This is a genomic window from Streptomyces sp. NPDC002092 (genome assembly GCF_053593775.1).
This window is the reverse complement of record NZ_JBSFDG010000010.1, coordinates 288,977-315,197: the sequence shown is the minus strand read 5'-3', so window position 1 is coordinate 315,197 and position 26,221 is coordinate 288,977. Positions and strand designations below refer to the sequence as shown.

Here is a 26,221-nt window from a genome sequence, read left to right as displayed (position 1 = left end):
AGTGGACGTCACAGCAAAAGCGACCACCACCATTCGCACCAGGCTGCTGCGGATCCTGATCCTCGCCCTCGCGGTCCTGCTGACGCTGCTCGGCGCCGCGGCCGCCGAGCAGATCTCCGCCTACCGCAACGCATCGGCCACCGACAAGAACGCACGACTGGAGATCACCCTCCAGGGCCTGGTCCACGAGCTGCAGAAGGAGCGCGGACTCACCACCGGATACGTGGGCGGAGTCGGGCAGTTCAAGGCCAAACTGCCGGCCCAGCGCAAGGCCACCGACACCGCACGCGCAGCGCTCGACAAGGCGCTGAAGGGGCGCGACGACGGGGCCGCCGACTCCGTGCGCGAGTCCCTCGGGCGGCTCGACGGCCTGGTCGGCATCCGCAGGGACGCCGACGACGGGACCGGCGTCGTGAAGGACACGTTCAACTACTTCACCACCACGATCACCGTCCTCGACCGGCTCGACCTCGGCCTCGACGCGGTGCGCGACGGCACCCTGCGCGATGCCTACCAGGCGCTCCAGGTCCTCGGCAACGCCAAGGAGTTCACCGGCGAGGAGCGTGCCATCGTGCTCGGCTCGGTGCGCGCCTCCGGCGGCCGCTTCCGCGGCGACGACTACAGCCGCTTCATGCAGATCCGGGCCGGTCGCCAGGCCGCCCTCGCCGCCTTCCCGCGCACGGCGACCGCCGACCAGGAACAGCGTCTGAACGAGGCCCTGACCACTCCGGACGCGGAGCGCATGCTGGCATACGAGAGCGTCGCCGTGCACGGCGGCTCCAAGCTGAGCACGTCCGGCCTCCCGCCCATGGACTGGTGGAACACCACCACCTCGACCATCAACGGGCTGCGGGCCGTGCAGATCTCGCTCGGCGCCGACGTCGAGCACCGAGCCGCCGCCCTGGAGAGCACCGCCCAGCGCGACCTGCTGCTGTTCGTGCTGCTCGCGCTCGGTACCGTCGCCGCACTCGGCGCGCTCGCCCTCGACTGCGTACGGTCCGTGTCCGCGCCGCTCGCCGAACTCGCCCAGCAGGCCCGTGAGGTGGCGGGCGAGCGACTGCCGCGCGCCGTCGCCGCCGTACAGGACGCGGACTCGGGGGAGAGCCCCGAGCCACCCGCCCCGCTCGCGGTGAGCCGCAGGGCGGGCGCCGAGGTCCGGGAGGTCGCCGAGGCGTTCGACCGCGTCCAGCGGGCCGCCTTCGACCTCGCCACCGAACAGGCCGTGCTGCGCCGCAACGCCACCGACTCACTGGTCAGTCTCGGCCGTCGCAACCAGAACCTGGTGCGCCGACAGATCAGCTTCATCAACAAGCTGGAGCACGAGGACGCCGACCCGGCCACCCTCGCCAACCTCTTCGAACTGGACCACCTCGCCACCCGGATGCGCCGCAACGCCGAAAGCCTCCTCGTGCTCGCCGGGGAGTCCAGCCCCCGCCCCTGGGCCACCCCGTTGGCCGTCACCGACGTGCTGCGCGCCTCGCTCGCCGAGGTCGAGGAGTACCGCCGCGTCACCCTGCGCCGGATCGAACCCGCACACATCAGCGGCGCCGTCGTCGCCGAAGTCGCCCATCTGCTCGCCGAGTTGGTCGAGAACGCGCTGAGCTACTCGCCGCCGGACTCCGCCGTGGAGATCGAGGGCCGGCGCACCAGCGCCGGCTATCTCGTCGCGATCGTCGACAACGGGCTCGGCATGGACACCCAGGCGCTCGCCGAGGCGAACGTACGGCTGTCCGGCACGGCCAGCTTCATGGCGGAACCCACTCGGTTCCTCGGCCACTTCGTGGTCGGCGCCCTCGCCCGCAAGTGCGGGATCGAGGTACGGCTCGGCGAGGCGCCGGCGGCCGGAGTGGTCGCCCGGGTGCTGATTCCGTTGCAGCTGCTCACGGAGGCTCCGCAGGGCAAGGCCGCCGACAAGCCGGTGCTGCCCGCTCCCCGGAAGGAGAAGGACGTGGACGTTCCCCCCGGGGATCTGGTGACGGTTCAGGCAGAGGCGAAACCCGCCGAGAAAACCGGTGACAAGGCCGCGGGCGGCAAGGGCACCTCCGCCGCGCGGACCCGCAACGGGCTCGTCAAGCGCCCGCAGCGCAGCGCCATCTCCGACGCCGTCAGCGAGACCGACCGCCCCGAGCGCCCGGCCCCCACCGAGCCCACGCCCGACCGCAGCCCCGAGGAGATCTCCGGGATGCTCTCCACTCTGCGCAGCGCCCATATGCGGGGCGTGATCAGCGCGGAGAAGCAGAAGGCGAAGGAGAGCGACAAGGACGACCACAAGGGCGCCGAGCAGAATGAGGGTGACGCCAAGTGACCGCCGTCGACGCCCACAAGGACTCGCAGACCTTCAACTGGCTGCTCGCCAACTTCGTCAAGAGCACCGACGGGGTACGGGACGCGGTCGCCGTCTCCTCCGACGGGCTGCTGATCGCCGTGTCCGACGGGCTGGGGCGGACCGAGGCCGACCATCTCTCCGCGATCGTCTCGGGGCTCAGCAGCCTGGCGCGCAGCGCCTCCAAGCGGTACGGCTTCGACGGGGTCAAACTCATCATGATCGAGATGGGCCGGGGTTTCCTGCTCGTCTCCGCGATCCGCGACGGCAGCTGTCTGGGTGTGCTGGCCGACAGCAGCGGTGAACTGGGGCTCGTCGGCTACGAGATGGCGGTCCTCGCGGAACGGGCGGGCGATCTGCTCACGCCGACGCTCATCGCCGATCTGCGGCAGGCGTTGCCGCGGTGAACGGCGAAGAGCCCATGGACGTAGAGCCTGTTGAGGACGCGACGTTCGTCCGGCCGTTCATCATCACCGGCGGCCGGGCCGAGCCGCTCCAGGCCGACCTGCGGCTGGAGACGCTGGTCGTCGCCGTCGGCGAGCCCGACGAGTCGCTCACGTTCGAGCGGCGGCACATCGTCGCGGTGTGCCAGCAGCCGACGACGGTCGCCGAGGTGGCGTCGCGGGTCGGCATCCCGCTGGGCGTCGCCAAGGTGCTCGTGTCCGACCTCGTCGTCGCCGGCCGGCTCGACTGCCGGGAACCCGAGGAGCTGCCGCTCCAGATGCTCGAAAGGATCAGGGACCATGTCCGGGCGCTCTGACAGGATCGTGCCGCTCGCCGTGAAGATCGTGGTGAGCGGCGGACTCGGCGTCGGCAAGACCACGTTCATCGGGGCGATTTCGGAAATCGAACCGCTGGACACGGAGGCCGCGATGACGCAGGTTTCCGTGGGGGTCGATTCGCTCGACGGGGTCGAGTCGAAGACGACCACGACCGTGGCGCTGGATTTCGGGCGGATCACTCTTGATCCGACGATCGCGCTCTATCTGTTCGGGACGCCCGGACAGGACCGGTTCTCGTTCCTGTGGGACGACCTGGTGGAGGGGGCCCTGGGGACGGTCGTCCTCGCGGACACCCGGCGCATCGAGGAGTGTTTTCCGGCCGTCGACTACTTCGAGTCGCAGGGGCAGCCGTTCGTCCTCGCGGTGAATCGGTTCGACGGGGCGGAGCGGTTCGAACTGGAGGAGGTGCGGGAGGCGCTTGGCCTGGGGGCCGATGTGCCGGTGCTGGAGTGTGACGCTCGGGAGCGGGGGTCTGTGCGGGATGTTCTGGGGGCGTTGATGGACCGGGTGATCGGGGTTCGGGCTGCGCCCAAGAGGCGGGTGGCGATGGTGCGTTAGCGGCTGCCCGTTGTGTGTGGTTGCTCGCGCCCACGCGGCGGAGCCGCAAATCGAAACAGCCCCGCGCCCCTGAAGGGGCGCGGGTGAAACCCCTAGCTTTTTGGTTCCGGCGGGGAGACCTGCGACTTCTCGATCGCCGAACCCGTCGTACCCCACTTCTTCAGGATCTTTTCGTACGTGCCGTCTGCTATCAGCTTGTTCACCGCCGACTGGAAGGCCGGGGCCAGCTTCGTGTCCTTCTTGAAGGCGAAGCCCACGTCCAGGCGGTGGTACTCGTTGAGGAACTTCACGCCCTGTTGCCGGGCCACCGCGTAGCGGAGGCCGTTGATGGTGGACATCACCACGTCGCTGCGGCCCTGCTGGAGGGAGGACCAGATGGCGCCGGTGTCGTTGTAGGTCTGCACGTTGTACGGCTTCTTGCCGGCGGCCGTGCAGAGTTTCTTGTTCTCCGCCAGCGTGGCCTCGAAGGTGGTGCCGGCGCCGGTCGCGACGTTCAGTCCGCACAGCTGCTTCAGGTCCGTGACCTTGGAGAGCTTGCTGTCCTTGCGGGTGGCGAAACCCTGGCCGTCGTTGATGTAGGTGACGAAGTCGATGGTCTTGCGGCGTTCGTCCGTGACGCCGAAGTTGCTCGCGCCGAAGTCGTACTTGCCGCTGTCGAGGGCCGGCAGGATCGCCTCGAAGGCGGCTTGTTCCGACTTGAGCCTGATGCCGAGCACGTTGGCGACCGCGTGGGCGAAGTCGACGTCCTGGCCGGTCAGGGTTTTGCCGTCGTCCAGGTAGGTGGTGCCGGGCGGGGTGCCGCCGACGCTGAACGCGACGGTGAGGCTTGTCGTGCCCGACGGCAGGAGCTTTGCCGACGCCTCGTCCTTGTGGACGGCGGAGACCACGTCCGTGGTGGGCACCTTGCCGGCCTTCGCCGAGGTGCCCGCGGCGTCGGTCGAGCCGTCCGCACCGGAGCCGCAAGCGGTGAGCAGCACAGTGGCCGAGGTAATCAGGGCGAAAGGTGCAAAGAGGGTTCTACGGGGACGCGTGAACGTGCGCATCGTGTGCGGTCTCCTGGATGCAGGAAGGAGTGAAAAGAGCGCGAGGGGAGGGGTGCGTGCGCGTGTGAAGGCGAAGAGGGAGAACGCTGAGAACGCCCGGTCAGGGCGCGCAGTGGGGTCGGCTCAACAGGAACAGGACCACACTCGACCGAAGTCGATGTGGGAGCGCGTGACCAGCCACTGCTGTGGATGCATGGGCCAAGTGGAACAGGCATCCGGTTCTGCGTCAACCGACTTGAGACGTGCCGCTCACATACCGGACAGCCTTGACAGTGAGGGGAAACGGCCCCGTACAGTCGATGGACGGCCCTGCTGAGGGGCTCGGCCGTATCGCGCTGTCGCTGTGCCCGGCCCGGCGCGCCCGTGTGAAGGCATCCACCGTGTTCGACCTACGCGTCACGGAGCCTTCGCATGTCTTCCGACACTCTCGCCAAAGTCCCGGCGGCACCGGACATACCCGAACAGGCCGATGCCCCGCGCATCGTTCCGCAGCGGCGGTTCGGGCAGTGGACCGCAGCCGTCCTCGTGCTCGCCCTGCTCGGTCTCGCCGTCAACTCCGTACTGCGCAACAAGGCGTTCCAGTGGGACGTCGTCGCCGAGTACTTCACCTCGGACTCGGTGCTGCGTGGCCTGTGGCTCACCCTGTGGCTGACCGCGGTCGTGATGGTGCTCGGCTTTGCGCTGGGCACGCTGCTCGCCGCGTTCCGGCTGTCCGCCAACCCCGTGCTGCGGGCGGTGAGTTGGGGCTATGTCTGGCTCTTCCGGTCGATTCCGATCCTGGTGCAGCTGTTGTTGTGGTTCAACATCGGGGCCTTGTATCCCGAGCTGTTCGGGGTGAAGACCGTCAATCTGCTGGGGCCCGTCGAGGTCGCCGTCGTCGGACTCACGCTGCACGAAGCCGCCTACGCCGCGGAGGTCGTGCGCGGCGGCATCCTGTCCGTCGACCGGGGGCAGATCGAGGCCGCCCAGGCGCTCGGGCTGAGCCGGAGGCGGCGTTGGCGGCGGATCGTGCTGCCGCAGGCGATGCGCTCCATCGTCCCGCCCGCCGGAAACATGCTGATCGGCACCCTCAAGGGCACCTCCATCGTCAGCGTCATCGCGGTGAACGACCTGCTCTTCTCGGCGCAGCTGATCTACCACCGCACCTACCAGGTCATTCCGCTGCTGATGGTGGCCACCCTCTGGTACACCGTCGTCACCTCGGTGCTCGGTGTCGGGCAGTACTACGTGGAGAAGCACTACGCCCGCGGTTCGGAGCGCGCGCGATGAGGCCCTCCCTGGTGATCGTCGGGGCCGGACCGCGGGGGACCGGTCTCATCGAGCGGATCGCGGCCAACGCGCCAGAGCTGTACGCCGGTTCTGGCCTCGACATCCATCTCGTCGACCCCCATCCGCCGGGCGCCGGACGCATCTGGCGTGCCGCGCAGTCGCCGCTGCTGTGGATGAACTCCCACGCCGAGGACGTCACCATGTTCACCGACGAGACGGTGGCCATGGAGGGCCCGGTGCGGGAGGGGCCCACGCTGCACGAGTGGGCCGGCATCGACGGCCGTACCTTTGCGGACCGGCAGCTTCAGGGGGCCTATCTGCGCTGGGTGCATGAACAGGCCGTGGCCGATCTGCCTCCGGGCGTCGCCGTCCACCACCACCCGCGCCGTGCCCTGCGGGTCAGCGGCCCGCGCGAGGGCCGTCAGCAGGTGTGGCTTGAGGGCCGCCCGCGCCCGCTCCTCGCCGACCTCGTCGTGCTCACGCTCGGCCACCTCGACGCCGAACTCGACGGTCAGCAGGCCGGGTTGGCCGAGTATGCGCGTGCGCACGGACTGGTTCACCTTCCGCCCGACTTCACGGCCGACAGCGATCTGTCCGCGCTGAAGGCCGGTGAACCCGTTCTCGTGCGCGGGTTCGGGCTCGCCTTCGTCGACCTCATGGTGCTGCTGACCGAGGGGCGGGGCGGGCGGTACGAGGGCGACGCCTATGTGCCGTCGGGGCAGGAGCCGGTGCTGTACGTCGGTTCGCGGCGCGGAGTGCCGTACCACTCGAAGATCGGTTACGACTGGACCGGTGAACGGCCGCCGCTGCCGAGGTTCTTCGGGCCGCCCGAGGTCGAGGCGCTGCTCGCGCGGCCCGAGGGGTTCGCCCGCGGCGGAGCCGCTGTCGGACACGGCGAGCGGGATGTGTGGCCGCTGGTGGAGAAGGAGCTGGGGTTCGCCCACTACCACCGGCTGTTCACCGTGCATCCCGGGCGGACCCTCATGTCCTGGGCCGATTTCGAGGAGAAGTACGCGGCCGGGAACGGCGCGGACATCCAGGCCCTTGTGGCGGCCGCAGTGCCGGACCCCGCGGACCGGCTGGATCTGGCCGCGCTCGACCACCCGCTGGACGGAGTGCGCTACGGCTCGTTCGACGATTTCCAGGACGGACTGCGCACGTATATCGAGCAGGACCTGAGCAGACGTCATAATCCTGAGCACAGCCCGGACTTGGCCGTGTTCCTCGGGCTGCTCTCCGTCTACGGTCAGCTGGTCCGGCTCGGTGGTGTCGGCCCCTGGTGGCACGGCTTCTTCAGCTATCTGGCCTCCGGGCCACCCGGTCCGCGGCTGCGGCAGATGCTGGCGCTGTCCCGCGCCGGTGTCCTGAAATTCCTCGGCGCCGACATGACCGTCAGCGCAGAGGGCGGGGTGTTCCGGGCGTCCAGTGCCACCGTTCCGGGTGCCTTCGTCGAGGCACGGGCGCTGGTCGAGGCGCGGCTGCCCGAGCCCACCGTCGGACGGGCCCGCGACACCCTGCTGCGCGAACTGCACGCCGACGGCGCCGTCGAGACCCCCGACGGGCTGCTCCGGGTGGACCCCGCCGACGGGCGGCTGCTCGACGGCGCCGGGCGGCCGCATCCCCGGCGGTTCGCGCTCGGGCCCTACACCGACGGACGCACGCCCGGCGCCTTCACCCGGCCGCGCACCGGCGGTCCCGCCTTCCGGCAGAACGACGCCACCGCACGGGCCGCGCTGCGGTTCCTGCGCGAGCTGGACGGCAGCGCGGCCGCATGACCCGCCTCCCTCCCATTCCCAAGGAAGTGGCCCGATGAGCGTCATGGTCGACATCAGATCCGTCCACAAGAACTTCGGCTCGCTCGAGGTCCTCAAGGGCATCGATCTGGAGGTGCGCACCGGCGAGGTCACCGTGGTCCTCGGCCCGTCCGGCTCCGGCAAGTCGACGCTGCTGCGCACCATCAACCATCTGGAGAAGGTGGACCACGGAGCGATCAGCGTGGACGGCACGCTGGTCGGCTACCGGCGCTCCGGCGACAAGCTGCACGAACTGCCCGAGCGTGAGGTGCTCAAGCAGCGCACCCGGATCGGGTTCGTCTTCCAGAACTTCCATCTGTTCCCCCACCTCACCGTGGTGGACAACATCATCGAGGCGCCCGTGTCCGCGCTGAAACGGCCGCGCAAGGAGGCCCTCGAAAGCGCTCGTCGGCTGCTGGACCGGGTGGGTCTCGCGGACAAGGCCGAGGCCTACCCGCGGCAGCTCTCCGGCGGACAGCAGCAGCGGGTCGCCATCGCGCGGGCGCTCGCGCTGGAGCCCAAGCTGCTGCTCTTCGACGAACCGACCTCCGCGCTCGACCCCGAGCTGGTCGGCGAAGTCCTCGATGTCATACGGGACTTGGCCGTTCAGGGCACCACGATGATCGTCGTCACGCACGAGATCGGCTTCGCCCGCGAGGTCGCCGACACGGTGGTGTTCATGGCCGACGGGAAGATCGTCGAGCAGGGCCCGCCAGGTGACGTGCTGGACGCTCCCCGCCATGAGCGGACCCGGGCGTTTCTCTCCAAGGTTCTCTGAAAGGTTCCCCCACATGACCTCATCGCCCGGCCGGGGGCTGTTGCACCTGGCCGCCGCCCTGGACCAGCCGGCGGTGTTCGACGCCGGCTCCCACATCGAACTGGCGCGGCTCGCGGAGCGCGGCGGCCTGGACTTCGTCACCCTGGACGACACCTTCGCCCGCCCCGGGCCCGACGCGCTCGCCGTCCTGTCCCGGGTCGCCCCCGCCACCGCCCGCATCGGCCTGGTCCCCACTGTCACCACCACGCACACCGAGCCCTTCCACGTGCAGGCCGCCGTCGCCACCCTCGACTGGGTCAGCCGCGGCCGGGCCGGCTGGCGGATCGACGTGTCCACCACCGAGGGCGAGGCCCGCCTCTTCGGCCGCCGCCATGCCGTGACCGCCGAGGAACTGTGGCGCGAGGCCGGCGAAGTCGCCGATGTGGCCGCCAGGCTGTGGGACAGCTGGGAGGACGACGCCGAGATACGGGACCCGGCGACCGGCCGCTTCATCGACCGGGACAAGCTGCACCACGTCGACTTCAGCGGCGCCGGCTTCTCGGTGAAGGGCCCTTCGATCGTGCCGCGGCCCCCGCAGGGCCACCCCGTCCGTGTGGTCGACGCCACCGAGGGGCACGCCCGGCGCACCGCCGCCCAGTACGCCGACGTGGCCCTGGTGCGGGCCGCGAGCCCCACGCAGGCCGCCGCCGTACGCGACCAACTCCGGCGGGCGGCCGCCGAGTTCGGACGCAACCCCGACACCCTGCGGGTGCTCGTGAGCCTCCTCGTCGACCTCGGCGACGGTGAGCATGCGGCCGAGCCGGGCCATGGCGGGGGCGGACCCCGGCAGACCGTGCAGGGCCCGCTGTACCGGGGCGGCCCCGTGGACCTCGCCGAACTGATCGCCGGCTGGCACGCGGACGGCATCGTCGACGGCTTCCACCTCACGCCCACCGAGCCGCGCCGTGACCTGGAGCGGCTCGTCAACGGAACGGTGGCGCTGCTCCAGCACCGCGGCCTGTTCCGCACCTTCTACCCGGGCAGCACCCTCCGGGAGCACCTGGGCCTCGCCAGGCCCGCCAACCGGTACGCCGTGACAGGGGGAGCGTCATGACCGTACGACGTAGACGAATGCACCTGGCGGCCCACTTCCCCGGCGTCAACAACACCACGGTATGGGCCGATCCGCGCTCGAAGTCGCAGATCGACTTCTCGTCCTTCGAACACCTCGCCCGCACCGCCGAACGCGGCCTGTTCGACTTCTTCTTCCTCGCCGAGGGGCTGCGGCTGCGCGAGCACAAGGGCCGTATCCACGACCTGGACGTGGTGGGCCGGCCCGAGTCGCTCACCGTGCTGAACGCGCTGGCCGGCGTCACCGAACACCTCGGCCTCGCCGCCACCGTCGACGCGACCTTCAACGAGCCCTACGAACTCGCCCGCCGGCTGGCCACACTGGATCACCTCAGCGGCGGCCGCGCGGCCTGGAACGTGGTGACCTCCTCCGACGCCTTCACCGGCGAGAACTTCCGCCGCGGCGGCTTCCTCGACCGCGCGGACCTCCCCCACTCTCGGCTTCGCTCGAGCGGGGGGACCCCCATCACCCGAGCCGCCGAATTCGTGGGCGTGGCAAGGAAGTTGTGGGACTCCTGGACCCCCGACGGTGTCTCGCGGCCGTTCGCGCACCGCGGGCGGCACTTCGACATCGCGGGCGAGTTCACCGTGCCGCGCTCACCGCAGGGGCACCCGGTCGTCATCCAGGCCGGGGACTCGGCCGAGGGACGGGAGTTCGCCGCGTCCACGGCCGACATCGTCTTCACCCGGCACGGCACGCTGGAGGCGGGGCGTTCCCTCTACGCCGATGTGAAGCGCCGCCTGAAGGAGTACGGCCGCTCCCCGGACGACCTGAAGATCATGCCCGGTGTCACCGTCGTCCTCGGCGACACCGCCGCCGAGGCCCAGGAGAGGGCCGCCGAGATCCGGCGGCAGCAGGTGTCCCCGCAGCACGCGATCCTCGCCCTGGAGCAGGTCTGGGGTGTCGACCTGTCGGCGTACGACCCCGACGGCCCGTTCCCCGAGATCGACCCGGTGGCGGACTCCGCGATCACCCAGGGCCGGGCCCGGCGCGGCGACACCGTCGCGATCGCCGAGAAGGCGCGCGCCCTGTCCAAGGAGAAGGGGCTGTCCATCCGTCAGACCGTGATCGAGGCGGCCGGCCGGCAGTCCTTCATCGGCACGCCCGAGGCCGTCGCCGCCGAGCTCGACGAGTACGTGCAGAAGGACGCCGCCGACGGCTTCGTCCTCCAGCCGCTGATCACCCCGGCCGGACTCGACGAGTTCGTGGACCGCGTGGTGCCGCTGCTGCAGGAGCGCGGCGCGTTCCGCACGGAGTACCAGGGCACGACGCTGCGGTCACATCTCGGCCTGCCCGACCCGGTGCCGTCCGTCAGTGCCTGACCGGCCTGGGGCGCCCCGGGGTCGAGGACCATCCGGAAGGGCGACTTCCGGACATCCCCGGGAGCTGGGCTTCTGCCCGCTCCCACCGCCGGGGAACCGGTTCGTTGAGGGCTTGACGGCCGAAAGACGCCCTTGCGCCTACCGGCCGTTCGGCCGAATACTCCCCGCAAGCGCTTGTCAGGGGCACGGCGTGTCTGGAATCCGGACGAACGCGGCCCTGGCTGCGCCTCACGGGCCCCGACCCCACGCGGGCCCCAGACTTCCCCTTGGGAGGAACGAACGTGAGGATCAAGCGCACCACCCCCCGCAGCGGCATTGCGAGACGGACCCGGCTGATCGCCGTCACCACCGGTCTCGTGGCCGCCGCAGCGATCGCGGTCCCCAGCGCGAACGCGTCCACCGCCACCCCCTTCAGCACGGCCCAGCTGAAGAGCGCCGACGCCTCGGTGCTCAAGGCGAACGTCCCGGGCACCGCCTGGGCCGTCGACAGCAAGACCAACCGCGTCGTCGTCACGGTCGACAGCACGGTCTCCAAGGCCGAGATCGCGAAGATCGAGCGGCAGGCCGGCAGCACCGCCGGCGCGCTCACCATCAAGCACACCTCCGGGCAGTTCAAGCCGCTGATCAGCGGCGGCGACGCCATCTACGGCGGCCAGTACCGCTGCTCCCTCGGCTTCAACGTGCACAGCGGGAGCACCTACTACTTCCTGACCGCGGGCCACTGCGGCCAGGTCGCCTCCACCTGGTACTCCAACTCCAGCCACACCACGACGCTGGGTACGAACGTCGGTTACACCTTCCCGGGCAGCGACTACGCGCTGGTGCGTTACACCAACTCGTCGATCTCGCACCCGAGCACGGTCGGCAACCAGACCATCTCCAGCGCGGCCACCCCGAGCGTCGGTACGACGGTGTACCGCCGCGGCTCCACCACCGGTACGCACAGCGGCCGGGTCACCGCGCTGAACGCCACCGTCAACTACGGCAGCGGCGACATCGTCCGCGGCCTCATCCAGACCACCGTCTGCGCCGAGGGCGGCGACAGCGGCGGCCCGCTGTACGGCGGCACCGTGGCGTACGGTCTGACCTCCGGCGGCAGCGGCGACTGCACCTCCGGCGGCACGACCTTCTTCCAGCCCGTCACCGCGGCACTGAGCCACTACGGCGTGAGCATCGGCTGACATTTCGGCGACGGCCCCCGTACGCAACTGGCGTGCGGGGGCTCCCTCTTGTTCGGGTGACGGAGTTACCTTCGAAGTACACATTCCGAAGTGCCGATTTCGACAAGTTCAGACTTCGAAGTTCAGACTTCGAAGGACTAATCAGGCTCAGTCCCCTGGGGGGCCGACATGGTCGAGGAGCTGGTGGCGGCGGGAGCGACCCTCGCGTCCGCCGGTGTGGTGTACGTGATGGCGGCCGCGCGGGTCGTCAAGCAGTACGAACGCGGTGTGGTGTTCCGGCTCGGGAAGCTCCGTGACGATGTGCGGGGGCCTGGGTTCACGATGATCGTGCCGTTCGTGGACCGGCTCCAGAAGGTCAATATGCAGGTCGTGACGATGCCGGTGCCCGCGCAGGAGGGCATCACCCGGGACAACGTCACGGTGCGGGTGGACGCCGTCGTCTACTTCAAGGTGACGGGGCCGGCCGAGGCGGTCGTCCGGGTCGAGGACTACCGGTTCGCGGTGGCGCAGATGGCGCAGACCTCGCTCAGGTCCATCATCGGCAAGAGCGAACTGGACGATTTGCTGTCGAACCGGGAAAAACTCAACCAGGGGCTGGAGTTGATGATCGACAGCCCGGCCGTGGAGTGGGGCGTCACCATCGACCGCGTCGAGATCAAGGACGTGTCCCTGCCGGAGACGATGAAGCGCTCGATGGCCCGGCAGGCCGAGGCCGACCGGGAACGCCGGGCCCGGGTCATCAACGCCGACGCCGAACTCCAGGCGTCGAAGAAGCTCGCCGAGGCCGCGCAGCAGATGGCGGACACCCCGGCCGCGCTGCAACTGCGGCTGCTGCAGACGGTGACGGCCGTCGCCGCGGAGAAGAACTCCACGCTCGTGCTGCCGTTCCCGGTGGAGCTGCTGAGGTTCCTGGAGAAGGCGCAGCAGACGGCCGGGACGCCCCAGCAGGTCCCGCAGCAGCCGGTCCAGGTGCAGCAGCAACCGGTGCAGGAGCAACTGCCGCCTCCCGTGTCGCGCTTGGAGCCCGGCCCCGAGGGGTCGAAATCCGGACAGGACTAGACCTCACGCACCGCACACAGGTTACTCGCTCGTCGTGTTTGCAGAGCGAAGACCTGGGGTGACCGTGGACTGTCAAAAATGCCGGGGGCGCACACACCGCGTTCTACGCGCGTCCTGAAGACGCCCTTGTGTGCTCCCTGCCGCCCTCGGGATAGTAGGCGCTGTTCAACGCCTTCCGGTTCGCGAGGTCCCCACAACCTCCCGGACCGACCCCCCACAGGAGGACGTGAGTTGAAGCACCGACGCATACCCAGGCGGCGTGCCGCCGTGGCAGGTGCGGGCATAGCCGCACTGGTGGCCGCGGGAGTCACCTTCCAGACTGCGAACGCCAGCGAGCCCTCGAAGCCCTCCGCGCCCGAGACCCTGTCGGCCGTGGCGGCCGGAAAGCTCGCCTCGACTCTCGGCAAGAACCTCGGCACCGACGCGGCGGGAACGTATTACGACGCGAAGGCCAAGAGCCTCGTCGTGAACGTCCTCGACCAGGCCGCAGCCAGGACCGTCGAGGCGGCCGGCGCCAAGGCGAGACTCGTCGAGAACTCCCTCGCCGAACTCGACGCCGCCCGTACGACGCTGACCAAGGACGCCACCATCCCCGGCACCTCGTGGTCGACGGACCCGGTGAGCAACAAGGTCGTCGTCACCGCCGACAAGACCGTCTCCAAGGCCGAGTGGGCCAAGCTCTCCAAGGTCGTCGACGGGCTCGGCGCCAAGGCCGAACTGAAGCGCTCGAAGGGGGAGTTCAAGCCCTTCATCGCGGGCGGCGACGCCATCTCCGGCTCGGGCGGGCGCTGCTCGCTCGGCTTCAACGTGACCAAGGGCGGTCAGCCGTACTTCCTCACGGCCGGGCACTGCACCAGCGCCATCAAGACCTGGTCGGACTCCAGCGGCAACCAGATCGGCCAGAACGCCGACTCCCAGTTCCCCGGCAATGACTTCGGCCTGGTCAAGTACACCGCCGACGTGGACCACCCGAGCGCGGTCGACCTCTACAACGGCTCCTCGCAGTCCATCACCCACGCCGCCGAGGCCACGGTCGGCGAGAAGGTGACCCGCAGCGGCTCCACCACCCAGGTGCACACCGGCACGGTCACCGGCCTGAACGCCACCGTGAACTACTCGGAGGGCACGGTCAGCGGTCTCATCCAGACCGATGTCTGCGCCGAGCCCGGCGACAGCGGCGGCTCGCTCTTCGACGGCGACGCGGCGATCGGCCTCACCTCCGGCGGCAGCGGCGACTGCACCTCCGGCGGCCAGACCTTCTTCCAGCCGGTCACCGAGGCGCTGTCGGCCGAGGGCGCCTCGATCGGCTGATCGTCGGCTCCGCCGGTTGCGTGAAGTTGTGTGAAGTCCCGCCCCGCGCGCGAGGGGCGGGACTTTCGCGTACCCGGCGCTACGGCGCCTGGGTCGGCGAGGGTTCCCCTGCACGCTTCTCGCGCAGCCCCGCCGCCAGCAGCGTGATCGCGATCCCGGCCGCCGCCCAGGCCGACAGCACCAGCAGCGAGGCGGTCGTGTCGTTGCCCTTGAAGTACGCGATCGACCGCGCCGCCCAGGTCCCGGCGCCCGGCGGCAGCGCCGGCCCGATCGCCTTCCAGAACGGCGGCAGCATGGGCAGCGGGAAGGCGCCGCCCGCGCTCGGATTGCCCGCGATCACCACGAGCAGGATCGCCAGGCCGATGCCGACGATCCCGAAGATCCCCTGGAGCGCGAGCGTCGCCGCCCCGACCGCGAAGGTGATCAGCGCCCCCAGCCCCCACAGGGCCGGCACGCTCCCTGGCAGGGCGCCCAGGACCGGGCCCACGATGACCGCCCCGCCGAGCCCGCCGACGATCGAGACCAGCGCCATCACGGCCAGCCGGATCACCGCACGGCGCAGATTGGCGGGCCGGGCGCCCGTGCTGATCGCCAGGACCGAGGCGCACAGATAGCCGCCGACGCACCAGCCCACGACCACATAGAAGGAGGACAGCCCGTCGAAGTCCTGGGACGAGGCGGGGGCCACGTCCACCGTCCGGACGGTCCGCTGCTGGGAGGCCTCCAGGAGTGCGAGGTACTGCTGGAGGGTGTTCGCGAGAACGGTGCCGCCGCCGCTGGCGACCAGGAGCGTGTCGGTGGTGCGGGCCGGGTTGATCAGCAGTGCGCCGTCGATGTCCCGGTTCAGGATCTGTGCGCGCGCCGTCGCCTCGTCCGCCACCACCCGCGGGTCGAAGGGTGAGCCGTGCAGCTGGTCCAGCCGGGCCACCGCCTGCTCGGCCGCGGCCTTGGGCGCGACGACCGCGAAGGGCACGTCCTTGGGTTTCGGATCGTGCAGCGCGCCCACATAGGAGGCGATGAACAGCAACTGGAGGGCGATCACACCGACGACCAGCAGTGTGGCGCGCGGCGTGACCGCGTCCTTCACCTCGGCGGGAAAGCTCCTCTGTGCCATGTCCTCACGGTCCGGGGCGGCGGACGTTTCCGCAGGTGGGGGAGGGCCGAACGGTTGTCGCACACTCGTTCGGTTTTTGGTCTATGGTGGAGGTGAGGCAGTCGGGAACTGATGTTCGATAACGGAGACAGCTCAGAACAGCGGGAGGTGCGGATGCCTGGCTTCACCCATCTGCACACCGTCTCCGGGTTCTCCCTGCGCTACGGCGCCTCGCACCCGGAGCGGCTGGCGGAGCGCGCCTCCGAGCAGGGCATGGACGCCCTCGCCCTCACCGACCGCGACACCCTGGCCGGCACGGTCCGCTTCGCCAAGGCCTGCGCCACGGCCGGCGTCCGTCCGCTGTTCGGCGCGGAACTGGCGGTGGAGCAGCCCGCCCGGCTGCGCGAGGACGATCCCGTACGGCGGGAGCGACGCCGCACCCCCGTACGCGGCGGTGCCTTCATCGACGAGTCGACCCCCCGCGTCACCTTCCTCGCCCGGGACGGCGCCCGCGGCTGGGCCGACCTGTGCCGCCTGGTCACCGCGGCGCACTCCGCCGACGGCCCGCCCCTGCTGCCCTGGACCGACAACCGGGCCGACGGCCTGACCGTCCTGCTCGGCCCCGCCTCCGACGTCGGCCGCGCCCTCGCCGCCGGCCGCCCCGACCGCGCGGCCAGGCTGCTCGCCCCCTGGCGCGAGATCTACGGCGACGCCCTGCGCCTCGAGACGGTCTGGCACGGCCGCAAGGGCACCGGACCCGGCTCGCTGCGCCTGGCCGCCCGTACCGTCGGCTTCGCCGCCGAACAGCGCATCCGCCCGGTGCTCAGCAACGCCGTCCGCTACGCCGACCCAGGCCTCGGCCCGGTCGCCGACGTCCTGGACGCGGCCCGCCGCCTGGTCCCCGTCGACCCGACGAAGGAACTGGACTCCGGCGAGGCCTGGCTCAAGGACGCGGGCGCCATGCTGCACACCGCCGAGCGGATCGTCGAGGCCGCGGGCTACCGGCGCGACACCGCCCACCGTCTGCTGGAGCAGACGCAGACGACGGCCGCCGAGTGCCTGGTCGACCCCGAGGACGACCTCGGCATGGGCGCCGTCCACTTCCCCGAGCCGCACCTCGTCGGCGCCGGGCGCCGCACCGCCCAGCGGGCACTGGCCTCGCGGGCGGCGGCCGGGATGGTGCTGCACGGCTACTCCGACAGGCGCGCCTACTGGGAGCGGATGCACCGGGAGCTGGACATCATCGCCCACCACGGCTTCGCCTCCTACTTCCTGACGGTCGCTCAAGTGGTCGACGACGTACGGAAGATGGGCATCCGGGTGGCCGCCCGCGGCTCGGGAGCGGGCTCCCTCGTCAACCACCTCCTCGGCATCGCGAACGCCGATCCGGTCGAGCACGGACTGCTGATGGAGCGCTTCCTGTCCAAGGAGCGGGTCGTGCTCCCCGACATCGACATCGACGTGGAGTCCGCACGCCGGCTCGAGGTCTACCGCGCGATCATCGACCGGTTCGGCGAGGAGCGGGTCGCCACGGTCTCGATGCCGGAGACGTACCGCGTCCGGCACGCGATCCGTGACGTCGGCGCGGCCCTGTCCATGGACCCGGCCGAGATCGACCGCATCGCCAAGTCCTTCCCGCACATCCGCGCCCGCGACGCCCGCGCGGCACTGGAGGAACTGCCCGAACTCAGGGCACTGGCCGGAGAGAAGGAGCGGTACGGACGGCTCTGGGAACTGGTCGAGGCACTCGACGCCCTCCCGCGCGGAGTCGCCATGCACCCCTGCGGGGTCCTGCTCTCCGACGCCTCCCTCCTCTCCCGTACGCCGGTCATGCCGACCAGCGGCGAGGGCTTCCCCATGTCGCAGTTCGACAAGGACGACGTCGAGGACCTCGGACTGCTCAAACTCGACGTGCTCGGGGTGCGGATGCAGTCGGCGATGGCGCACGCGGTCGCCGAGGTGCAGCGGGCCACGGGGGAGCGGATCGACCTGGACACGATCGAGGGCGGCGACCCGGCGACGTACCAGCTCATCCGTTCCACCGAGACCCTGGGCTGCTTCCAGATCGAGTCGCCGGGCCAGCGGGACCTGGTGGGGCGGCTGCAGCCGGCCACCTTCCACGACCTGGTCGTCGACATCTCCCTCTTCCGTCCTGGTCCGGTCGCCGCCGACATGGTGCGGCCGTTCATCGAGGCGCGGCACGGGCGGGCGCCCATCCGTTATCCGCACCCGGACCTGGAGGAACCGCTGAAGGGGACGTACGGGGTCGTCGTCTTCCACGAGCAGATCATCGACATCGTGGCCATCATGACCGGCTGCGGACGCGGCGAGGCGGACCGGGTGCGGCGCGGGCTGTCGGACCCGGAGTCGCAGGGCCGGATCAAGGTGTGGTTCGCCCAGCACGCGGCGGCCAACGGGTACGACGCGGAAACGATTCGGCGGACCTGGGAGATCGTCGAGGCCTTCGGCAGTTACGGCTTCTGCAAGGCGCACGCGGTCGCCTTCGCCGTGCCGACGTACCAGTCGGCGTGGCTGAAGGCGCACCACCCGGCCGCCTTCTACGCCGGACTGCTCACGCACGACCCCGGGATGTATCCGAAGCGGCTGCTGCTGGCGGACGCGCGGCGGCGCGGGGTGCCGGTGCTGCCGTTGGATGTGAACAAGTCGGCGGTCGCACACCGTATCGAACTGGTGTCTGAATCCAAGGAGTCTGAAGGACACAGGGGATTCAAAGGTGTCTGGGGACTGCGGCTGGCCCTCACCGACGTGTACGGCATCAGCGAGGCCGAGGCGGCGCGGATCGCGGAGGGGCAGCCTTACGCCTCGCTGCTGGACTTCTGGGAGCGGGCGCGGCCGAGCAGGCCGCTGGCCCAAAGGCTTGCCCAGGTCGGCGCGTTGGACTCCTTCGGGGCCAACCGGCGTGATCTGCAACTGCACTTGACCGAGCTGCACCGGGGCGCCCGGGGTGCGGGCGGCGGCCAACTCCCCTTGGCAGGTGGGCGGAAGACGGCCCCCGCCGGACTGCCGGACCTGTCGGAGGCGGAGAAGCTCAGTGCCGAACTGGGAGTGCTGTCGATGGACGCCTCGCGCAATCTGATGGACGATCACCGGGCCTTCCTCGACGAGCTGGGCGTGGTCTCCGCGCGCCGGCTGCGCGAGACCAGGCACGGCGAGACGGTCCTCGTGGCGGGCGCCAAGGCGGCGACGCAGACCCCGCCGATCCGCTCCGGCAAGCGCGTCATCTTCTCCACCCTGGACGACGGCACGGGCCTGGTCGACCTCGCCTTCTTCGACGACTCCCACGACGCCTGCGCGCACACCGTCTTCCACTCCTGGCTGCTGCTGGTGCGCGGAGTGGTGCAGCGGCGCGGCCCGCGCAGCCTCAGCGTGGTGGGCGCCGCCGCCTGGAACCTCGCCGAACTGGTCGAGCTGCGCGCCGAGGGCGGCCTCGACGAGGTGGCGAAGCGGCTGGCACAGCCGCTGCCGGAGGGCGGCGGGGATTCGGCCCACGGCAGGCGGATCCAGCTGCCCACCGGATACGAGATGAACCCGTGGGCCGATCTGCGGCCGGCGGGTCAAGAGCCCTCACAGGTACGGAAGTTGTGGCACCAGAGTCCGGGGAGTGCGGGATGACCATCGTGTGCGTACGTTTCCAGCTGCCGCAGGCCTCCGAGGCCGCGCTGCCGGGGCTGCTCGGACTGCTGGAGGAGTTCACCCCGGTCGTTCAGGCGCTGCCACCGGATGGGGCGCTGGCCGATCTGCGGGGCGCCGAGCGGTACTTCGGGCGCAGTGCCATCGAGCTGGCGGCGGTGATCCGGGTGCGCGCCCTCGCCCTGTACGGCGTCGACTGCGCGATCGGCGCCGGGCCTGGCCCGATGCTGGCCCGGGTGGCACTGGGCGCGGCCGGGCCCGGGCTGACCTGTGAGGCCCCCGGCGATCCGGACGGCATCGCCGAGTTCCTCGCGGACCGCCCGGTCACCGCGCTCCCCGGCATCGGCGCGACCACCGCCCGCACCCTGGGCGAGTACGGCCTCGACACCCTGGGTCTGGTCGCCGCCGCACCCCTCTCCACCCTCCAGCGCCTGATCGGTGCGAGGGCGGCCCGCGAACTGTACGAGAAGGCGAACGGCGTCGACCGCGGCCGGGTCGTCCCGAACGCCGTCTCCCGCTCCCTGGCCGCCGAACGCCCCTTCACCCGCGACGAGTTGAGCCCGGACCGGCACCGCCGAGCACTGCTCTCCGCCGCCGAGGAACTGGGCGCCCGGCTGCGCGCCCTGGACAAGGTCTGCGGCACGCTCACCCTCACCGCGCGCTACGCCGACCGCACCGCGACGACCCGTACCCGCACCCTCAAGGAACCCACCGCGCACTCGGCCGCCCTGACCAGGACGGCGTACGACATGTACGAGTCGCTGGGCCTCCAGCGTGCCCGGGTCCGCGCCCTCGCCCTCCGCGCCGAGTCCCTGGGCCCCGCCGAACAGGCCTCCTACCAGCTCACCTTCGACCCGGTGGACGAGAAGGCCCGCCGCATCGAGGAGGTCGCGGACCGGGTACGGGCGAAGTTCGGCCCCGGGGCGGTACGGCCGGGGGCGCTGGCGGCATAGGCCTCAGTTGGCCCACGGGGGAGTGATGTGGGTGCCGTCGGCGAGCACCGCCTCCAGGCCGATGGATGTGGTGACCCAGGAGATCGCCGTCTGATCGGTGGGGTTCTCGACACCGAGGGTGGCGCCGGGGTTGACGATGACCGTGTCACCCGCGGTGATGCGGTCGGTGCGGCCGTCGAGGGTGATCAGCAGTTCCCCGATCAGGAGGTGGAAGATCTCCTCGCGATTGACCGTGTGCACCGGCGCCTTGGTCCCGGCGGGGATCTCGCCACGCCAGGCGCAGAGCTCCTTGCTGCCGGCGAGCGGGGTGGCGTACGAGACGAAACGGGCGCCGTGGATCTCATGGGTGACGGCTTCGGACGTGCGGATGACGGGCATGGCTGACTCCGATCCATATGGTCAAGCTGCTTGACTACCTCCTCTATGGTCAAGCTGCTTGACCATTCCGTCAAGGGTGTTTCAATGCCTCCGTGCACAACTCCGAGGCCATGGCCCTGTCCGCCGCCCTGCTCGCCGTCGCCGGTGAGCTCACGCAACGCATCAACGCGGGCGTGGTCGCCCGCGGCTTCGAGGGGGTGCGGCCCGCGCACGGCTTCGCCTTCGCGCGGCTCGCCCCGGACGGGGCGACGGTCACCGACCTCGCGGCCCATCTCGGCGTCACCAAGCAGGCCGCAAGTCAGCTCGTCGACGAGATCGTGCGGAAGGGCTATGCCGAGCGCCTGGCGCACCCCGTGGATGCCCGCGCCAAGTTGATCGTGCTGACCGAGCAGGGGTGGGCCTGTACGCGGGCAGCGGAGGAGGTTGCCGCAGAGGTGGTGCGGGGGTGGAGTGATGTGCTCGGTGAGGCTGGAGTGCGGGCGCTGGGTGGGCAGTTGGGGCGCATTGCGCCCTATGGTCCCATCCGGCCCGCCTGGTGAGGGTTCGGCCTCGGCTACTGGCGAGTCAGTTATCACTGGAAGTTTTTACTGACGCGTAACTTCACACTTGCACTACTCGCCCGTAACTTGACGAGTGAACAGCATCCTTCGTGATCCGGATCACAGGGCGTAAGGCCATCGCAACTCCCTTGAGCCGCAAGGAGATCACACGATGCTGCCCTGGAAACGAGTGCTCAGACCCCTGATCGCGCTGCTGTTGAGCGCCGCGGTCGTCACCGTCCCCGCCGCCACCGCCGCCCACGCCGCCGACACGGCCGCCACCTCGTCGAGCGGCTGGAACGACTACTCCTGCAAGCCGTCCGCCGCCCATCCCCGGCCGGTCGTCCTGGTCCACGGCACCCTCGCCAACTCCGTCGACAACTGGCTGGCCCTCGCCCCGTATCTGGAGGATCGCGGCTACTGCGTCTTCTCCTTCGACTACGGCCAACTGCCGAACGTCCCCGTCTTCTACGGCCTCGGCCCCATCGACAAGTCGGCGGAGCAGCTGTCCGCCTACGTCGACAAGGTGCTCGCCGCGACCGGTGCCGCCAAGGTCGACCTCGTCGGCCACTCGCAGGGCGGCATGATGCCCCGCTACTACCTGAAGTTCCTCGGCGGCGCCGCCAAGGTGAACGCCCTCGTCGGCATCGCGCCCGACAACCACGGCACCGACCTCGACGGCTTCACCCATCTGCTGCCGTACTTCCCCGGCGCCGCCGACCTGATCTCCGCCTCGACCCCCGGGCTCGCCGACCAGATCGTGGGATCCGCCTTCCTCACCAAGCTCAACGCCGGCGGCGACACCGTTCCCGGCGTCCACTACACCGTCCTCGCCACCAAGTACGACGAGGTGGTCACCCCGTACAGCAGCCAGTTCCTGAGCGGTCCCGACGTGCACAACGTGCTGCTGCAGAACCTGTGCGCACTCGACCTCTCCGAGCACGCCCTGATCGGGCTGACCGACCGGATCGCCTTCCACGAGGTGGCGGCCGCCCTCGACCCGGCGCACGCCACCGCCACCACCTGTGCGTCGGCGCTGAGCTGACGCACCCTCGGGGCCTGTCCGACCTGAGCCGCCGGACAGGCCCCGCGCTCTTCGGCCAGGTCAGCGGCCGTGCCCTCCGCCGTCGCCGGTCGTGCGGCGGCGGACCGAGGAGACCGAGCGGAACAGCGCCGCCGCACCGAGGGCCAGGGCGGTCGCGCCGCCGACGGCGAGGTAGGAGGTGCTGTCGTCGGCGCCCGTCTCGGCGAGGTTCTCCGAGGTCCCGGCTGCCTCGGGCCCGTTGGCCGTGGCGGTCGACGGGTCCGAGGAGGTGCTCGCGTCCCCGTGACCGTGGTGCTCGACCGTCGACTTGTCGGCACCCGCCTCGATCTGCTGGTCGGAGGGGGCGGAGGCGGTCGGCGCCGGGGACGCGCCGCTCGGCGTACCACTGCCGCCGGTGTGACCGCCGCCGAAGCTCACGTCCGAGCAGGAGTAGAACGCCTCCGGGCTGTCCGAGCGCTGCCAGATCGCATACAGGAGCTGCTTGCCGGAGCGCTTTGGGAGGGTGCCGGAGAAGGTGTAGAAGCCGCCCGAGGCGACCGGGTCGGTGGCCGTCGCCACCGGGTGGCCGAGGTCCAGGTCGGACCAGGACAGCGGGTGCGCCGGGTCGTAACCGGCCTTGGTGACGTACACCTTGAAGGTGCCCTTGTGCGGTGCGGTCACGCGGTACTTGAAGGTGTACGGACCCGCGCTCACCCTCGTGGCCGGCCAGTCGGCGCGGGCCAGGTCGAGCCCCTTGAACTCCTCGTTGTTCGCGCTGCACAGCTTGCCGTCCGGGATCAGAGTCCGGTGCTGCCCGTTCGCGTCGCCGATCCGGATGCCGTTCCAGTCGTAGAGCGCCTGGGTGCCCCCGGCCGCGACCGCCGCCCTGCACGCGTGGGACTTCGGGCTCTCCGGGCCCTCCGCGTAGCACTGCGCGACCCGGCTGACCGGATCGCCCATGGTGCCGTGCGCGGACGCCGGGGCCGCGGCGAGGGCGGTCAGGGCGAGCGGGGCGACGCCGAGAGCGGTGAGAGCGGCGACCTTGCGGCGGCGTGCGGGCATGCGGAATCTCCTCGGAACGGTCCTGATGCGTGGGGCGGATCGCGGGGCGAATCCCGTGGGGTGCGATCAGAAGCTAGCCCCAAGAAACCGTGAAATCGCCTGCTGGAGGCGGGTGACGGAGATCCTTATGGTGCCGTTAAGGGAGTGCTCAGCCTGGGATCAGGTAATACCGTGCGCGGCATGACCGACGAGGAGATCCGGGCGGCCGTCGCCGCCGACGTACCGGCTGTGAAGGCCGTGACCGATGCCGCCTACCACCACTACATCGAGCGCATCGGGGTGGTGCCGCAGCCCATGGAGGCGGACCACGCGGCGAACGTGGCCGCGGGCCGGGTGTTCGTGACGGGAGACCCCGTGATCGGTCTGGTCGTGCTCGAGGAGCGCACGGACCATCTGTACCTCGACAACATCGCCGTCCACCCCGAGGCGCACGGCAGGGGCGTGGGGCGACGGCTGCTGCAGTTCGTGGACGCACGCGCGCGTGCGCTCGGACTGCCCGAGGTCAGGCTCCACACCAACGCGATGATGTGGGAGAACCAGAAGATCTATCCGAAGTTCGGCTATGAGGTCGTCGAGCGGCGGGTGGACGGCCCCTACGACCGCATTCACTACCGCAAGCGGCTGGATTGACCTGGCTGATGGGCTGGACCGGCTGCTTCAGCCGTCCGGCCACCACGTTCGTGCGATGTCCTTGCGGACCTCCGGGCGCCCCGCGGGACGCTCGTCGGCCTCCTCGCGGACCCTGCGGGCGTCCGTCTTCCTCAGGGGCTTCTGCACGGTGGTGCGGCGCATGGCTGCCTCCTTCAGGTTCCACCGGGTTCCGCGTTCTCACGGAGGTAGACCCTTTCGGGGAGAGTGACTCATCGGTCGGGGTCTGTCTGTGGTGGCTGTCACGAATCGACTGTCAGTGGCGGGTGTCACTCTTGGGCGCATGACCAACGACAATGACGCGCTGAGCTGGGCGGCTGTGGACTGGGACGCCGAGGCCGCCTCCTTCGACGACGAACCGGATCACGGTCTGCGCGACCCTCAGGTGCGCGGCGCCTGGGCCGAGCGGCTTCGCTCCTGGCTGCCGGAGCGGCCGAGCGACCTCCTCGACCTCGGCTGCGGCACCGGCAGCCTGTCGCTCCTCGCATCCGAGCAGGGACACCATGTGACCGGCGTGGACAGCTCCCCGGCGATGGTCGACCTCGCGAGAGCGAAGCTGGCCGGACGCGACGCGGCGTTCCTGGTCGGTGACGCCGCGGCGCCCCCGGTGGGGGAGCAGCGCTTCGACACCGTGCTCGTACGGCATCTGCTGTGGGCACTGCCCGAGCCCGGCCGGGTCCTGCGGCACTGGCGGGAGCTGGTGCGCCCCGGAGGCCGGCTGGTGCTGGTCGAGGGCGTGTGGGGGACCGTCACGCCGGTCGGCATACCGGCCGGCGTGCTCACCGGCCTCCTGACACCACTCGCCGCCGAGGTCCGGCTGGAACAGCTGTCGCAGGACGCGCAGCTGTGGGGGAAGGCGGTGACGGACGAGCGGTACGCGGTGGTGGCGCTGGTGTGAGCCCTCAGGCCAGCAGCGCGTCGAAGCCGCCCTCGCGGGCCAGCGACTCCAGCTCGTCCAGGGCGGCGACGGCGGCGGCCGCGGCCGCCGGGTCCGTCGCCGCCAGGCCGCTCTCGGCGAACTCGTCCTCGTCCAGGCGGAGTACGTCCTTGCCGTCGGCGGAGTGCCACAGGTCCAGGTCGAGGTCCTCGACGACCAGTTCCGAGCCGGAGAGCGTGGCCGGGCGGGTGACGTCGCAGTACCAGCCCTTCAGGGTGCCTTCCGAGTCGCGGACCTCCTTCACGGCGTACCAGCGGTCGCGCCAGTAGTACTCCGTGAAGACATCGCCCTTCTCGAAGCGGACGAAGCCGAAGTCGCGGACGCCGTCGCCCGCCCAGGGTGCACGGACGGCGACCCGCGTACCGTCGTCGCCGAGCAGCTCCGCCCCGTAACGGATCTTCGTCCGGCCCGCCTTGACCAGAACGACGTCCAACTGCCATGAATTCTCAGGTGAGTTCGCGGACATACCGCACCTCCGATGCGCAGATCTCGTATCCGAACCATTTGTTGATCGCGAGCATGGGCTCGTTCCCGGTGTCGTTGCCCGTGAGCGCCACGCTGTATCCGGCGGCCCGGGCGCGGTGCAGGGAGTCGTTCTTGGCGAGCTTGGCCAGGCCGCGGCCGCGACAAGGGCGGGCGGTGCCCGTCATGGCGGTGGCGTAGCGGCCGGTGGCGGGGTCCGTCCAGGCCACGCTGAACGCGGCGGGACGGCCTTCGACGAACGCGACCGTGGTCAGCCCCCGGTCCAGCAGCGGGTGCTTCCAGTTCTCCTCGACCCAGGTCTCGTAGTCGGTGAACTCGGTGTCCACATCGCTCGGTTCGTCCAAGGTCGTCTCCGCGTCCAGCTCGAACAGCGGGCGCGGATCGTCCGCGAAGTCGGCCGCGGAGCGCAGCTCCACGCCCGGCGGCGGAGACTGGAGCGGCGGGAGCGCCCCGCCGGTCAGATCGAGGCGGAGGAAGTGGGCGGAGCGGCTGGCGCGGTAGCCGCGCCGTTCCGCGAAGGTCCGGTTGCCGGGCTCGTCCAGGACCCAGGCGAACAGCTTGGTCGCGCCGTGCTCGGCCAGGTGCTGCTCGGCCGCGCGGACCAGGAGGTCGCCGGCGCCGCGGCGGGTGCGGTCCGGGTGCACATAGATGTTGAGCATGCCCTGGCCCGGCTCCGGGCTGTCGTACGCCAGTTGCACCTGGGCCGTGCCGACGACCTCGCCGTCCTCCTCCGCGACCAGGGATCGGAAGCGGGCGTCGGGGTGGGCGTGGGCGAGGCGGTGGACGATGGCGTCCGGGGTCCACAGGATGTGCGGGAGGGCCAGATGGCGGACATGGGCGAAGCCCTCCACGTCGGCCCGGTCGTCGGAGCGGAGATCGCGCACGGTCACTGTCATTGGGCGCACGCTACGGGGGAGGCGCAC

25 protein-coding genes are annotated in these 26,221 nt (G+C 70.6%); 18 read left to right on the top strand and 7 right to left on the bottom strand.

From position 1 onward, the window contains the following. Position 1 precedes the first annotated feature (1 nt). The 4 genes from ACWCRD_RS24610 to ACWCRD_RS24595 are packed head-to-tail and all read left to right on the top strand — an operon-like array spanning position 2 to position 3,663. A complete protein-coding gene (locus tag ACWCRD_RS24610) occupies positions 2 to 2,305 on the top strand; it encodes a sensor histidine kinase (RefSeq protein WP_450967925.1) in 2,304 nt (767 codons plus the stop codon). Further along, positions 2,302 to 2,730: a roadblock/LC7 domain-containing protein gene (locus tag ACWCRD_RS24605; protein WP_115909039.1), complete on the top strand. Its 429-nt coding sequence runs from the start codon at positions 2,302 to 2,304 to the stop codon at positions 2,728 to 2,730. The genes ACWCRD_RS24610 and ACWCRD_RS24605 overlap by 4 nt, the downstream gene beginning before the upstream one ends. Positions 2,731 to 2,744: 14 nt before the next feature. Beyond that, positions 2,745 to 3,083 (top strand): DUF742 domain-containing protein, encoded by a 339-nt coding sequence (locus tag ACWCRD_RS24600; protein ID WP_450967924.1) that lies wholly within the window; start codon positions 2,745 to 2,747, stop codon positions 3,081 to 3,083. Continuing rightward, positions 3,067 to 3,663, top strand: a complete 597-nt coding sequence (locus ACWCRD_RS24595) for a GTP-binding protein (RefSeq protein ID WP_450967923.1) — start codon at positions 3,067 to 3,069, stop codon at positions 3,661 to 3,663. The genes ACWCRD_RS24600 and ACWCRD_RS24595 overlap by 17 nt, the downstream gene beginning before the upstream one ends. Positions 3,664 to 3,755: 92 nt before the next feature. Here ACWCRD_RS24595 and ACWCRD_RS24590 read toward each other — a convergent pair whose 3' ends face one another. Beyond that, positions 3,756 to 4,706: an ABC transporter substrate-binding protein gene (locus ACWCRD_RS24590; RefSeq protein ID WP_450967922.1), complete on the bottom strand. Its 951-nt coding sequence runs from the start codon at positions 4,704 to 4,706 to the stop codon at positions 3,756 to 3,758. Between the two features lie 411 nt (positions 4,707 to 5,117). Between ACWCRD_RS24590 and ACWCRD_RS24585 the strand changes: the two genes are divergently transcribed. The 8 genes from ACWCRD_RS24585 to ACWCRD_RS24550 all read left to right on the top strand — a co-directional run bounded on the left by ACWCRD_RS24585 (position 5,118) and on the right by ACWCRD_RS24550 (position 14,530). Beyond that, entirely contained in the window at positions 5,118 to 5,975 is an 858-nt protein-coding gene (locus ACWCRD_RS24585) for an amino acid ABC transporter permease (protein ID WP_450967921.1), read from the top strand. Continuing rightward, positions 5,972 to 7,750, top strand: coding sequence for an FAD/NAD(P)-binding protein (locus tag ACWCRD_RS24580; RefSeq protein WP_450967920.1), 1,779 nt, complete (start codon positions 5,972 to 5,974; stop codon positions 7,748 to 7,750). The genes ACWCRD_RS24585 and ACWCRD_RS24580 overlap by 4 nt, the downstream gene beginning before the upstream one ends. Before the next feature lie 34 nt (positions 7,751 to 7,784). Continuing rightward, positions 7,785 to 8,546, top strand: a complete 762-nt coding sequence (locus ACWCRD_RS24575) for an amino acid ABC transporter ATP-binding protein (RefSeq protein ID WP_450967919.1) — start codon at positions 7,785 to 7,787, stop codon at positions 8,544 to 8,546. Positions 8,547 to 8,559: 13 nt separating this feature from the next. After that, positions 8,560 to 9,639, top strand: coding sequence for an LLM class flavin-dependent oxidoreductase (locus tag ACWCRD_RS24570; RefSeq protein WP_450967918.1), 1,080 nt, complete (start codon positions 8,560 to 8,562; stop codon positions 9,637 to 9,639). Between the two features lie 17 nt (positions 9,640 to 9,656). After that, on the top strand, positions 9,657 to 10,979 hold the full coding sequence (locus ACWCRD_RS24565; RefSeq protein ID WP_450967983.1) for an NtaA/DmoA family FMN-dependent monooxygenase: 1,323 nt from the start codon (positions 9,657 to 9,659) through the stop codon (positions 10,977 to 10,979). 281 nt (positions 10,980 to 11,260) lie between these two features. After that, on the top strand, positions 11,261 to 12,160 hold the full coding sequence (locus tag ACWCRD_RS24560; protein WP_450967917.1) for a S1 family peptidase: 900 nt from the start codon (positions 11,261 to 11,263) through the stop codon (positions 12,158 to 12,160). Positions 12,161 to 12,328: 168 nt separating this feature from the next. After that, the gene (locus ACWCRD_RS24555; protein WP_450967916.1) at positions 12,329 to 13,219 is read left to right on the top strand and encodes a slipin family protein; all 891 of its coding nucleotides are present in this window, start codon (positions 12,329 to 12,331) and stop codon (positions 13,217 to 13,219) included. Between the two features lie 231 nt (positions 13,220 to 13,450). Continuing rightward, a complete protein-coding gene (locus ACWCRD_RS24550) occupies positions 13,451 to 14,530 on the top strand; it encodes a S1 family peptidase (protein ID WP_450967915.1) in 1,080 nt (359 codons plus the stop codon). 79 nt (positions 14,531 to 14,609) lie between these two features. Here the strand turns inward: ACWCRD_RS24550 and ACWCRD_RS24545 are convergent, their stop codons facing one another. Then, positions 14,610 to 15,644 (bottom strand): DUF3533 domain-containing protein, encoded by a 1,035-nt coding sequence (locus ACWCRD_RS24545; RefSeq protein WP_450967914.1) that lies wholly within the window; start codon positions 15,642 to 15,644, stop codon positions 14,610 to 14,612. A 153-nt stretch (positions 15,645 to 15,797) separates the two neighbouring features. On the opposite strand from ACWCRD_RS24545, the gene ACWCRD_RS24540 reads away from it, so the two are divergent. Next, on the top strand, positions 15,798 to 19,256 hold the full coding sequence (locus tag ACWCRD_RS24540; protein WP_450967913.1) for a DNA polymerase III subunit alpha: 3,459 nt from the start codon (positions 15,798 to 15,800) through the stop codon (positions 19,254 to 19,256). Further along, entirely contained in the window at positions 19,253 to 20,227 is a 975-nt protein-coding gene (locus ACWCRD_RS24535; protein ID WP_450967912.1) for a DNA polymerase Y family protein, read from the top strand. Before ACWCRD_RS24540 ends, ACWCRD_RS24535 begins: the two co-directional genes overlap by 4 nt. Positions 20,228 to 20,230: 3 nt before the next feature. Here the strand turns inward: ACWCRD_RS24535 and ACWCRD_RS24530 are convergent, their stop codons facing one another. Next, a complete protein-coding gene (locus ACWCRD_RS24530; protein ID WP_450967911.1) occupies positions 20,231 to 20,605 on the bottom strand; it encodes a cupin domain-containing protein in 375 nt (124 codons plus the stop codon). A gap of 92 nt (positions 20,606 to 20,697) precedes the next feature. On the opposite strand from ACWCRD_RS24530, the gene ACWCRD_RS24525 reads away from it, so the two are divergent. Then, complete coding sequence (locus tag ACWCRD_RS24525) at positions 20,698 to 21,144, top strand: MarR family winged helix-turn-helix transcriptional regulator (RefSeq protein ID WP_450967910.1); 447 nt, start codon at positions 20,698 to 20,700, stop codon at positions 21,142 to 21,144. 172 nt (positions 21,145 to 21,316) lie between these two features. After that, positions 21,317 to 22,189, top strand: coding sequence for an esterase/lipase family protein (locus tag ACWCRD_RS24520; protein WP_450967909.1), 873 nt, complete (start codon positions 21,317 to 21,319; stop codon positions 22,187 to 22,189). Positions 22,190 to 22,249: 60 nt separating this feature from the next. On the opposite strand, the gene ACWCRD_RS24515 is transcribed toward ACWCRD_RS24520, so the two are convergent. Further along, complete coding sequence (locus ACWCRD_RS24515; RefSeq protein WP_450967908.1) at positions 22,250 to 23,230, bottom strand: lytic polysaccharide monooxygenase auxiliary activity family 9 protein; 981 nt, start codon at positions 23,228 to 23,230, stop codon at positions 22,250 to 22,252. 180 nt (positions 23,231 to 23,410) lie between these two features. Between ACWCRD_RS24515 and ACWCRD_RS24510 the strand changes: the two genes are divergently transcribed. After that, positions 23,411 to 23,860: a GNAT family N-acetyltransferase gene (locus tag ACWCRD_RS24510; RefSeq protein WP_450967907.1), complete on the top strand. Its 450-nt coding sequence runs from the start codon at positions 23,411 to 23,413 to the stop codon at positions 23,858 to 23,860. Positions 23,861 to 23,887: 27 nt separating this feature from the next. On the opposite strand, the gene ACWCRD_RS24505 is transcribed toward ACWCRD_RS24510, so the two are convergent. Then, positions 23,888 to 24,022 (bottom strand): hypothetical protein, encoded by a 135-nt coding sequence (locus ACWCRD_RS24505; protein WP_450967906.1) that lies wholly within the window; start codon positions 24,020 to 24,022, stop codon positions 23,888 to 23,890. Between the two features lie 139 nt (positions 24,023 to 24,161). On the opposite strand from ACWCRD_RS24505, the gene ACWCRD_RS24500 reads away from it, so the two are divergent. Continuing rightward, the gene (locus ACWCRD_RS24500) at positions 24,162 to 24,776 is read left to right on the top strand and encodes a class I SAM-dependent methyltransferase (RefSeq protein WP_450967905.1); all 615 of its coding nucleotides are present in this window, start codon (positions 24,162 to 24,164) and stop codon (positions 24,774 to 24,776) included. Between the two features lie 4 nt (positions 24,777 to 24,780). On the opposite strand, the gene ACWCRD_RS24495 is transcribed toward ACWCRD_RS24500, so the two are convergent. Continuing rightward, on the bottom strand, positions 24,781 to 25,281 hold the full coding sequence (locus ACWCRD_RS24495) for a DUF402 domain-containing protein (protein ID WP_450967904.1): 501 nt from the start codon (positions 25,279 to 25,281) through the stop codon (positions 24,781 to 24,783). Continuing rightward, entirely contained in the window at positions 25,262 to 26,194 is a 933-nt protein-coding gene (locus ACWCRD_RS24490; RefSeq protein WP_450967903.1) for a GNAT family N-acetyltransferase, read from the bottom strand. Before ACWCRD_RS24490 ends, ACWCRD_RS24495 begins: the two co-directional genes overlap by 20 nt. Positions 26,195 to 26,221: the final 27 nt, after the last annotated feature.

Excerpts from the sequence above, each read along its gene's own strand:
- ACWCRD_RS24600 (WP_450967924.1), top strand. The coding sequence starts at position 2,745 with ATGGACGTAGAGCCTGTTGAGGACGCGACGTTCGTCCGGCCGTTCATC.
- ACWCRD_RS24595 (WP_450967923.1), top strand. The coding sequence starts at position 3,067 with ATGTCCGGGCGCTCTGACAGGATCGTGCCGCTCGCCGTGAAGATCGTG.
- ACWCRD_RS24590 (WP_450967922.1), bottom strand. The coding sequence starts at position 4,706 with ATGCGCACGTTCACGCGTCCCCGTAGAACCCTCTTTGCACCTTTCGCC.
- ACWCRD_RS24585 (WP_450967921.1), top strand. The coding sequence starts at position 5,118 with ATGTCTTCCGACACTCTCGCCAAAGTCCCGGCGGCACCGGACATACCC.
- ACWCRD_RS24580 (WP_450967920.1), top strand. The coding sequence starts at position 5,972 with ATGAGGCCCTCCCTGGTGATCGTCGGGGCCGGACCGCGGGGGACCGGT.
- ACWCRD_RS24575 (WP_450967919.1), top strand. The coding sequence starts at position 7,785 with ATGAGCGTCATGGTCGACATCAGATCCGTCCACAAGAACTTCGGCTCG.
- ACWCRD_RS24570 (WP_450967918.1), top strand. The coding sequence starts at position 8,560 with ATGACCTCATCGCCCGGCCGGGGGCTGTTGCACCTGGCCGCCGCCCTG.
- ACWCRD_RS24565 (WP_450967983.1), top strand. The coding sequence starts at position 9,657 with ATGCACCTGGCGGCCCACTTCCCCGGCGTCAACAACACCACGGTATGG.
- ACWCRD_RS24555 (WP_450967916.1), top strand. The coding sequence starts at position 12,329 with ATGGTCGAGGAGCTGGTGGCGGCGGGAGCGACCCTCGCGTCCGCCGGT.
- ACWCRD_RS24545 (WP_450967914.1), bottom strand. The coding sequence starts at position 15,644 with ATGGCACAGAGGAGCTTTCCCGCCGAGGTGAAGGACGCGGTCACGCCG.
- ACWCRD_RS24540 (WP_450967913.1), top strand. The coding sequence starts at position 15,798 with ATGCCTGGCTTCACCCATCTGCACACCGTCTCCGGGTTCTCCCTGCGC.
- ACWCRD_RS24535 (WP_450967912.1), top strand. The coding sequence starts at position 19,253 with ATGACCATCGTGTGCGTACGTTTCCAGCTGCCGCAGGCCTCCGAGGCC.
- ACWCRD_RS24530 (WP_450967911.1), bottom strand. The coding sequence starts at position 20,605 with ATGCCCGTCATCCGCACGTCCGAAGCCGTCACCCATGAGATCCACGGC.
- ACWCRD_RS24520 (WP_450967909.1), top strand. The coding sequence starts at position 21,317 with ATGCTGCCCTGGAAACGAGTGCTCAGACCCCTGATCGCGCTGCTGTTG.
- ACWCRD_RS24515 (WP_450967908.1), bottom strand. The coding sequence starts at position 23,230 with ATGCCCGCACGCCGCCGCAAGGTCGCCGCTCTCACCGCTCTCGGCGTC.
- ACWCRD_RS24510 (WP_450967907.1), top strand. The coding sequence starts at position 23,411 with ATGACCGACGAGGAGATCCGGGCGGCCGTCGCCGCCGACGTACCGGCT.
- ACWCRD_RS24505 (WP_450967906.1), bottom strand. The coding sequence starts at position 24,022 with ATGCGCCGCACCACCGTGCAGAAGCCCCTGAGGAAGACGGACGCCCGC.
- ACWCRD_RS24500 (WP_450967905.1), top strand. The coding sequence starts at position 24,162 with ATGACCAACGACAATGACGCGCTGAGCTGGGCGGCTGTGGACTGGGAC.
- ACWCRD_RS24495 (WP_450967904.1), bottom strand. The coding sequence starts at position 25,281 with ATGTCCGCGAACTCACCTGAGAATTCATGGCAGTTGGACGTCGTTCTG.
- ACWCRD_RS24490 (WP_450967903.1), bottom strand. The coding sequence starts at position 26,194 with ATGACAGTGACCGTGCGCGATCTCCGCTCCGACGACCGGGCCGACGTG.